Source organism: Rhodococcus sp. Chr-9 (genome assembly GCF_000801125.1).
In the GTDB taxonomy this organism is placed as follows: domain Bacteria; phylum Actinomycetota; class Actinomycetes; order Mycobacteriales; family Mycobacteriaceae; genus Rhodococcus; species Rhodococcus pyridinivorans.
Genome location: NZ_JTIZ01000013.1, coordinates 1 through 10,438, shown reverse-complemented (window position 1 = coordinate 10,438; position 10,438 = coordinate 1). Strand labels below are relative to the sequence as shown.

Sequence of the window (10,438 nt, the reverse complement as noted above, 5' to 3'; positions counted from 1 at the left end):
CCTTGCGGTCGAGCTTGCCGGACGCGTTGAGCGGGAACGCGTCGAGGACGACGGCGGCCGCCGGAACCATGTACGACGGCAGGCTCTTGCCGAGCCCGACGAGCAGCGACTGCTCGTCGATGTCGGCGCCGGCCTCGGCGACGAGGTAGGCGACGAGCTGATCGCCGGTCGGGGTCGCGACGACCTGCACCGATGCGGACATGACGGTGGGGTCGGCGAGCAGGGCCGTCTCGATCTCGCCGAGCTCGATGCGCTGGCCGCGGAACTTCACCTGGAAGTCGGTGCGGCCGATGTACACCAGTTCCGGTGCACCGTCGGCCGTGCGGGTCCAGTGGACGAGGTCGCCGGTGCGGTACATGCGATCGCCGGAGAGACCGAAGGGGTCGGCGACGAAACGGTCGCTGGTCAGGTCGACCCGGCCGTGATACCCGCGCGCGAGCTGGACACCCGACAGATACAGCTCACCCGCGACACCGAACGGCACGGGACGCAGCCGGCCGTCGAGCACGTACACCTTCGAATTCCACTGCGGCACACCGATCGGGACCGACCCGGCGTCGTCGAGCGCGGCCTGCCGGTAGGTGATCGACACGGCCGCCTCGGTCGGCCCGTACAGGTTGTGCAGTCCGGCCGACGAGACCGACGCGAACGCGTGCGCGGTCTGCGCGGGCAGAGCCTCACCGATGACGAACACGTCGCGCAGCGTCACCAGGTCGGCCGGGTCCGCGTACGAGACGAAGACCGCGAGCATCGACGGCACGAAATCGGTGACGGTGACGGACCGTTCCCGGATGGTGCGGGCGACGTACTCGGCGTCCCGGTGCCCGTCGGGTGTCGCGACGACGAGCGTCGCGCCGACCCGCAGCGGCAGGAAGAATCCCCACAGCGACACGTCGAACGTGGTGGCGGTCTTCTGGAGATAGACGTCGGCCTCGGTGAATGCGTATTCGCCCTGCATCCAGGCCATCTGGTTCGCGATCGCGCCGTGCGGAACCGCGACACCCTTCGGGCGTCCGGTGGATCCGGAGGTGAAGATGACGTAGGCGGTGTTGTCCGGACGCAGTACCCCGGTGCGCTCGCTCGCCAGGACCGGCGTGGCCGGCAGGTGCGCGAGGTCGAGGGTGTCCAGATGCAGGACCGGGATGCGCTCGGGCAGCGTGAGATCGTCGCGCTCGGTGGTGAGCACGCAGACGGGTTCGGCAGCGTCGAGGATGTACTCGGTGCGCGAGGCCGGGTGGTCCGGGTCCACGGGCACGTAGGCGCCGCCCGCGCGGAGCACCGCGTACATGCCGACGACGAGTTCGACGGACCGGCGCATCGCCAGCGCGACCCGGGACTCCGGTCCGACACCGAGGGAGATCAGGTGCCGCGCAAGACGATTGACCTCGGCATCGAACTCGCCGTAGGTGAGCTCGCGACCCTCGTACACGAGGGCGGTCGCGTCGGGGGTGCGGGCAACCTGCGCGTCGAATCCGTCGAGCAGCAGATGGTCCGCGATCGCGTGCTCGGTGTCGTTGCACGCGTCGAGCAGGGCGCGGCGCTCGTCGGCGCCGAGGATCTCGAGGTCCCCGATCGTCACCGTGGGATCGGTGGAGACCGCGTCGAGGATGCGCAGCAGCCGCTTCGAGATCTCCACGACCGACGATTCGTCGAACAGCGCGGTGGCATAGGTGAGCATGCCGACCATGCCGTCGGTCTCGCTGTCGGTGGCCAGGGTCAGCTGCAGGTCGAACCGTGAGGTCGTCGTGCCGGCGTCGAGCCCCTCGACGCGCAGGCCCGCGAGGTCGAGGTGTGCTTCCTCGAGGTTCTGGAAGAACAGCGCCACCTGGAACAACGGGTGCCGCGACTGCGACCGGACGGGGTTGAGCACCTCGACGAGCCGCTCGAACGGCAGATCGGCGTGTCCGAACGCACCCAGGTCGGTCTCGCGGGCCTGGGCGAGGAGTTCGGCGAAGGTGGCTGCGGGCGAGACCTGGGTCCGCAGCACGAGGGTGTTGACGAACATGCCGACCAGGTCGTCGAGCGCCTGCTCGCCGCGTCCCGCAACGGGCGTGCCGATCGCGATGTCCTCGGTGCCGGACAGCCGGGCCAGCAGCACGGCGAGCGCGCTGTGGACCACCATGAACAGGGTGCCGTGCCGGCCGGCGGCCACCGCTTCGAGGCGCGCGACGAGATCCGCGTCGATCGGGAAGCGGTACATCGCACCGGCATTCGACGCGGTCTGCGGCCGGGGGCGGTCGGTCGGCAGGGCGAGTTCGTCGGGCAGCCCGGCGAGCGCGTTCTTCCAGTAGCCGAGCTGCCCGGCGATGAGCGAGTCCGGATCGTCCTCGGAACCGAGGACCCGGCGCTGCCACAGCGCGAAGTCCGCGTACTGGACCGGCAGCGGTTCCCAGGCCGGCGCCGAGCCGACGCTCCGGGCCGCGTACGCCGTGACGACGTCGCGGGTCAGCGGGGCCATCGACGAGCCGTCGGCGCTGATGTGGTGCACGACGAGAACGAGCACGTGTTCGTCCTCGCCGAGCGCGAACAGGCGGATCCGCATCGGGACCGCGCTGGTGACGTCGAATCCCTCGTCGACGAAATCGACCACGTTCGAGAGGAGTTCGTCTGCGGTCGACGGAACGGCGATCAGTTCGTCGACGACCTCGGCGGTGGGGAGAACCACCTGGTGCCCGGTGCCGTCGAGCTCCGGGTAGACCGTCCGCAGGATCTCGTGCCGCTCGACGACGTCGCCGATCGCCGCGCGCAGTGCCGCGACGTCGAGGCGGCCGGTGAGGCGGATCGCCAACGGGATGTTGTTGACGGTCGACGTGGTGTCGAACCGGTTGAGGAACCACATCCGCTGCTGTGCGAGCGACAACGGGACAACGGGACCCCGGTCCTGCGGCACGAGCGGGATGCGCCCTGCCGCATCGCCGAGCGAATCGAGGTAGGCGGCGAAGGCTTCGACGGTGGAGAACTCGAACAGGTCCCGCACGGGAAGGCGGGTGTCGACGAAGGCTCCGAGGCGGGCCACCGCCTGGGTCGCGATCAGGGAGTTGCCGCCGAGTTCGAAGAAGTCGTCGTCGACGCCGACACGTTCGACACCGAGCAGGTCGGCGAATACGGCCGCGACGGTCTCCTCGGTCGGGGTCGACGGAGCGCGGAACTCCTTGGCTTCGAACACCGGTTCCGGCAAGGCCTTCCGATCCAGCTTGCCGTTCCCGGTGAGGGGGATCGCGTCGAGGGTCATCACCACGGAGGGGACCATGTGGGACGGCAGCGACCGACCCACGAATTCCTTGAGAGCGTCCTGGTCGACGACCGATCCGGCCGCGGGCAGCACGTACGACACCAGCGTCGTCACGCCGGTCGCGGACGTGTGCCCGACGGTCGCGGCGAACTCGACGGAGTCGTGCGCGGACAGCGCGGCGTCGATCTCACCGAGTTCGATGCGGAAGCCGCGGACCTTGACCTGGAAGTCGCTGCGGCCGACGTACTCGATGACCGGTCCGGTCGGACCGTCGATCCAGCGCACGACGTCGCCGGTCCGGTACATGCGCGCGCCGGGCTCGGTGCCCGCGTCGTCCGTGAACGGGTTCGCGACGAAGCGTTCTGCGGTCAGGCCGTGACGCCGGTGGTAGCCGCGCGCGACGCCCGGTCCGGAGAGGTACAGCTCACCGGCGACACCCATCGGCGTCGGGTTGAGGCGGCCGTCGAGGATGTGTGCCGAGACACCCCGCAGGGCGACACCGATCGGCATCGGGCCGTCCGCGTCGAGCGGGTCGCTGCTGGTCGCGATGACGGTGGCCTCGGTCGGCCCGTACACGTTGAAGAAGTCGCGGTCGCCGGCCCATTTCGCCATCAGCTCGGTGGAGTAGGCCTCACCACCAACCATGACCGCGCGCAGCGAGTCCAGCCCGGCCGGATCCATCGACGCCAGCGCGGCCGGTGTGATGAACGCGTGGGTGACCCCCTCCTTCCGCAGCAGTTCGGCGAGTTCGTCACCGCCGTAGACCGTCGGCGGCACGATGACCATGGTCGCCCCGGCACCGACCGCGAGCAGCAGCTCGAGGATCGACGCGTCGAAGCTCGGCGACGCGAAATGCATGGTGCGGGAGGACGAGTCGATCTTGAACCGCTCGCGCTGCTCGGCCGACAGATTCGACAGGCCCCCGTGGGTGACCGTGACGCCCTTCGGGAGGCCGGTGGAGCCGGACGTGTAGATGACGTACGCGGTGTTGTCGACGGAGAGCGATCCGACGCGGTCGGCGTAGGTGACGGGCGCCCCGGACACCGCCGCGCACTCGGCGGCCAATTCCGCGCTGTCGAGAGAGAGCCATTCCACCGAGTCGGGCAGGCGGTCGCGGTGCTCGGTGACGGTGAGGCCGAAGCGCGAGCCGGAGTCGGTGACCATGTGCTCGATGCGGTCGGCGGGATAGGTCGGGTCCATCGGAACGAAGGCGGCACCGGTCTTCGCGACGGCCCACCAGGCGAGGACCGATTCGATCGAACGGGTCAATCCGAGCGCGACGAACGTTTCGGGCCGTGCGCCGCGCGCGATCAGGACGCGCGCGAGGCGGGAGGACTGCTCGTCGAGCTCGCCGTAGGTCAGGCGGCGGTCGCCGAGGACGACCGCGGTGGCCGTCGGGTCCGTCTCCACGGCCGCGGCGAGCAACTGCGGGAGGGTCAGTGCACGTGTGCGGCGTCGACGAGCGGGCCTGCTGGAGCCGGTCCTGCGGCGTGCCCCACCTGCAGCCTTGGCACCGGTCTCGTCAGCCGTCATTCGTTAACAACCCCTCATGCCCAGGACAGGAGAACCTCGGTCGCAGCGCGACGCGGGACTCTCTCATCTATTGACCCAACAACCCGCTCCATGGTACGAGCCGGCGCTTCGGCGCCACATCCGGCTGATGCGTGCACGAAAGCGTCAACTCTATACCCTCGCGGCGCGCCGATTCGTTACACGATCGCGACCTGGCGCGCCCGGAACCCGGGCCGCCGCGCGGTCCGGGTTCCGGCCCGCGCGGCGACCGATCGAGCTGCCGCTCCCCCTACCGGCTGCCGTCGGCGGCGATGACCACGTCGGTGAACAGATCCGGACCGTCGGTCCTCAGCAGGTCCTCGTATCCGGGCTCCGGCTGCACGTCCACGAACACCATCGCACCGAGGTCCTCGGGAATTCCGTCGTCGAACCGGGGCGCGCCGGGTGACCCGACGAACAGGTGCGTCACCCACTGATCGGCGAGCTCGTCCTCGAACGACGCCGCGCGTTCCTGGGGAGCCACCAGGGCGGCACCGGCAGTGGCGGCCACGAGCAGCTCGAGCACCGCGGCCTCCGAGTCGGCGGGCCCGTGCACGTGCGTGCGGGACTCGTAGTCGACGCCGGTGCGGGTCGCGAGCCGGGCGGCCACGTCCGCCGCGGCCGCGTGGACGATCACCCGTTCCCGTTCGGTGCCGGCAGCGAGCACGAACGCCGGGTCGTCGCCCCGGATCGGACGTGTCAGGTCCGCGTAGGTCACCGGGGTCCCGGACTGTGCCTCGATCGCCGCGGCCGTGTCCGGATCGTCCAGGACGATCACCGACGCATCGGCGGGGTCCCCGGCGACACCGAGCACGACGTCGAGTCCCGCCCCGCCGGACACTGCCTCGTCGAGGAGGACGACCGCGGCGCCGGTCTTCAGGACGGCCCACACGGCGGCGGCGCGGTCCACCGAGCGCGGCATCCGGATGCCGACCCGGCTTCCGGTGCCGATACCGCGACCGAGCAGGAACCGGGCCGAACGCGACGACCTCGCATCCAGCTCGGCGTAGGAGACCTCGTCCTCGCCGTCCGCGAGCGCCGGAGCCTCCGGGTCGGACTCGACGGTGGACATGAGCACCGACACCAGGTTGCGGGCCGTGGCCCCCGACTCGGATTCCGTGTCGGTCGTGCGTGCCTGGAACTGTGCGCGTTCGGCGGCACCCATGATGTCGGTGTCGCCGACGATCACGTCGGGCTTCGTGACGACCGCCTCCACGATCCGGGTGAACCGCTCGGCGAACCGCTCGACGGTGGCGGCGTCGAACAGGTCGGTGGCGTAGGTGAACCCGGCGATCAACTCGTCCGGATCACCCGCGCCGTCGTAGGTGCCCTCGAGCGTCAGCATCAGATCGAACTTGGCCGCGACCTCTCCGGTGTCGAGGCCGCTGATCGTCAGGCCCGGCAGCTCGAAGGACACCGGCCGGAAGTTCTGCAGCGACAGCATCACCTGGAAGAACGGGTGACGTCCCGACGACCGTGCCGGACCGAGAACCTCGACGAGACGCTCGAACGGCAGATCGGCGTTCGCGAATGCCGACAGGTCCGTTTCCCGGGCGCGGTCGACGAGCTCACCGAACGACCGGGACGGATCGACATCGGTGCGCAGCACGAGCGTGTTGACGAACATGCCGATCAGGTCGTCGAGTTCGGGTTCGCCGCGTCCCGCGACACCGGTGCCGACCGCGATGTCGCGGCCGCCGGTGAGCCGTGCCAGCAGGACCGCCAGCGCCGCGTGCACCACCATGAACATCGAGGTGTTGTGTGCGCGCGCGAGTTCGGTCAGCCCGCGGTGCAGCTCGGGCTCGAGCGTGAACGCGTGGTACGCGCCCGCCATGGACGGCATCGCCGGCCGTGGCCGGTCCGTGGGCAGCTCGAGGTCGTCGGCCAGTCCGGCGAGCGCCTCTCGCCAGTAGCCGAGCTGTGCCGAGATCTGCGAGTCCGGATCGTCCTCGGTACCGAGGACGGCCCGCTGCCACAGCGCGAAATCGGCGTACTGCACCGGCAGCGGCGCCCATTCGGGCAGGCGTCCCGCGGCCCGCTCGGTGTACGCGACCATGACGTCACGGGTCAGCGGACCGAGCGAGAAGCCGTCACCACTGATGTGATGCATGACCAGCACGAGGACGTGCTCGGTCTCGTCGACCTCGAACAACCGAATCCGGACCGGAACTGCCTCGGTCACATCGAATCCCGCCGACGCCATGGCGCGCACCCGGTCGGGCAGCTCGTCCGCGCCGACCCGTTCGGGAGTCAGGTCCGGCAGGGCGTCGGCGACCGGCAGCACCACCTGGTGCCCGCTGCCGTCGAGTTCGGGATAGACGGTGCGGAGGATCTCGTGCCGGCCGATCACGTCGCCGACCGCGCCCTGCAGCGCCGCCACGTCCAGCGTGCCGGACAACCGGATCGCCAGCGGGATGTTGTAGGACCCGGAAGCCGGATCGAACCGGTTCAGGAACCACATGCGCTGCTGCGCGAGCGAGAGCGGCACGATCTCCGGTCGCGGACCGGCCGTGAGCGGCGCACGGCCACCGCCGCCGGCGAGCCCTTCCAGCCGGGCCGCGAGCGTCCCGACGGCCGGCGCCTCGAACAGTTCCCGGACCGGGACCGTGGTGTCGAGTGCCGCGCCGAGCCGCGCCGCGACCTGCGTCGCGATCAGCGAGTTGCCACCGAGATCGAAGAAGTCGTCGTCCGCCCCGACGCGGTCGACGCCGAGCACATCCGCGAACACCCCGGCGACGATCTCCTCGATCGGCGTCGACGGCGCACGGAACGCCTTGGCCTCGAACACCGGTTCCGGCAGCGCCCTGCGGTCCAGCTTGCCGACCGGGGTCAGCGGGATCGCGTCGAGCGGGATCACGACGACCGGCACCATGTGTGCGGGCAGCGAGGTCGCCGCGAACTCCCGCAGCGCCTCGGTGTCCAGGTCGGCGCCGGCGGCGGGGACGACGTACGACACGACGGCGGTGCCACCGGTCGGGGTCTCGTGGCCGATCGTCGCCGCGAAGTCCACGCGCTCGTGCGAGACGAGTACGACGTCGATCTCGTCGAGTTCGACCCGGAGGCCGCGGATCTTCACCTGGTGGTCGCTGCGGCCGACGTAGGCGATTTCCCCGCTCGGGGTCCACCGCACGACGTCGCCGGTGCGGTACATCCGCTCGCCGGGTTCGCCGTACGGGTCGGCGACGAACCGGTCGGCGGTCAGTGCGCCGCGGGCGTGATACCCGCGTGCAAGCTGGACTCCCGAGATGTACAGCTCGCCGACGACGCCGACGGGGACCGGGCGCAGCCGCGCGTCGAGCACGACCTCGCGCATCCCGCGGATCGGGCCACCGATGGTGATCGGTGCGCCCGGCACCATCGGCTCCGAGATGTTCGCCATGATCGTGGTCTCGGTAGGGCCGTAGCCGTTGTACAGCGAACGACCGGGCGCCCAGCGTGCGACGACGTCGGCGGGCACCGCCTCACCACCGGCGGCGAGGTGCTGCAGCGAATTCAGACCGGACGGATCCATCGACGCCAGCACCGCAGGGGTGATGAAGGCGTGCGAAACCCGTTCGCGGCGAATGAGTTCCGCCAGCTCTGCACCACCGAACACGGCGGCGGGCGAGATCACCATCGTCGAGGACGCGCCGAGCACGAGCAGCAGCTCGAGCATCGATGCGTCGAAGCTCGGCGACGACACGTGCAGGATCCGGGAATCCGGGCCGGGACGGTAGCGCTCGCGCTGCTCGACACAGAAGTTGTGCAGACCCGCGTGCGTGACCGAGACACCCTTGGGCTTACCCGTGGAGCCGGACGTGTAGATGACGTACGCCACCTGCTCGACCCGAATCGGGAGGGGCAGTTCGGCCTCGGCGACCGGAGTCGCCGCTTCCGCCTCGCCCGACGTCTGTACCGCGGCGTCGTCGAGGACGAGCCAGTCGGTGACGCCGGGCAGCGCCTCGACGTGCTGCGCCAGGGTCAGACCGACCGCGGCGCGCGCATCGGTGACCATGTGCTCGATCCGGTCCGCCGGGTAGTTCGCGTCCACCGGGACGAAGGCGGCACCGGTCTTCGTCACGGCCCAGACCGCGAGCACCGATTCGATCGATCGCGGAATCGCGACCGCGACGAGCTGCTCGGCACCGACACCGCGCTGCAGCAACACGCGGGCGAGCTGCGACGAACGCGCGTCCAGCTCACGGTAGGTGAGCTCGCGATCCTCGCAGCGGACCGCGACCCCGTCGGGGTTCGCGGCGACGGCCGCGGCGATCAGCTCGGGCAGCGTACGCGGCTCCGGACCGGCCGGTCCGGCGTGCGCCAGGAGCCCGGCGAGCTCGCCGGGAGCGAACAGATCGGCGTCCCCGACGGACTGATCCGGGGCACCGGTCAGTGCCGCGAGAAGCCGCACGAAACGCTCCGCGAACGCGGCGACCGTCGAGTCGTCGAACAGATCGGTCGCGTACTCGAACATCGCGGGCACGGCCGCGCCTTCGTCCCGGTCTCCCGGGACGACGGTGAGCTGCAGGTCGAACTTCGCGATGTGGGCGTCGGCCTCGACCGGCGCCACCGACAGGTCGCCGAGCTCGAACGTTCCCGCGGCCAGGTTCTGGAAGGCCAGCACCACCTGGAAGATCGGCGAATGCGCCTGCGAGCGGACGGGATCGAGCTCGTCGACGAGACGCTCGAACGGAACGTCGGCGTGCCCGAACGCCGCGAGGTCGCCTTCGCGGACCCGGCGCAGCAGATCGGTGAACGACTCGGAGCCGTCGACGACGGTACGCAGCACCGCGGTGTTGACGAACATGCCGACCAGGTCGTCGAGCGCGGCCTCACCGCGACCGGCGACCGGCGACCCGATCACGATGTCCTCGGTGCCCGACAGGCGGGCCAGCAGCACCGCGAACGCCGCGTGCACCACCATGAACGGCGTCGCCGACTGCTCGGACGCGCACCGTTCGACGGCGGCGAACACGTCCGCCGGCAGCTCGAAGCGGTGCGTGTCGCCGCGATAGGTCGCTTGCGCCGGCCGGGGCCGGTCGGTGGGCAGGTCCAGCACGTCCGGGGTTCCGGCGAGGGTCTCGGACCAGTAGGCGAGCTGGTTGGAGATCAGCGATTCCGGATCGTTCTCGTCGCCGAGGACTTCGCGCTGCCACAGCGCGAAGTCCGCGTACTGCACCTCGAGCGGTGCCCACGACGGCGCCTCGCCCCGCGAGCGGGCCGCGTAGGCCACCATCACATCGCGGGCGAGCGGGCCCATGGAGAACCCGTCGGCGCTGATGTGGTGCGCCACGAGCACCAGAATCCGCTCGTTCGGGGACAACTCGCCGGGGGACAACTCGAGCAGCACTGCACGGAAGGGCACCTCGGCAGTGACATCGAAGCCGGAACCGATCAGCTCGGCGACCCGCTCGGTGACGCGCTCGGCGTCGACACGCTCGACCCCCAACACCGGAGCGTCGGCGACAGGCAGCACGACCTGCTGTCCCACGCCGTCGAACTCCGGGTAGTAGGTACGGAGCACCTCGTGGCGCGCCACGACATCCGAGACCGCGGCGGTGAGTGCCGCGACGTCGAGCGCTCCGCTCAGCCGCAACGCCACCGGAATGTTGTTCACGGCCGTGCCGGAATCGAAGCGGTTGAGGAACCACATCCGCTGCTGCGCCAGCGACAACG

General features: G+C 70.4%; 2 protein-coding genes. Both read right to left on the bottom strand.

Going from position 1 to position 10,438, the window contains the following annotated elements; all coding sequences use genetic code 11:
• Positions 1–4,765: non-ribosomal peptide synthetase (locus tag QR64_RS01680; protein ID WP_039583775.1), on the bottom strand; the 4,765-nt coding region annotated here is incomplete at its 3' end.
• Between the two features lie 268 nt (positions 4,766–5,033).
• Positions 5,034–10,438, bottom strand: a 5,405-nt coding sequence (locus tag QR64_RS01675; RefSeq protein WP_152640893.1) for a non-ribosomal peptide synthetase, incomplete at its 5' end; no start/stop codon positions are given.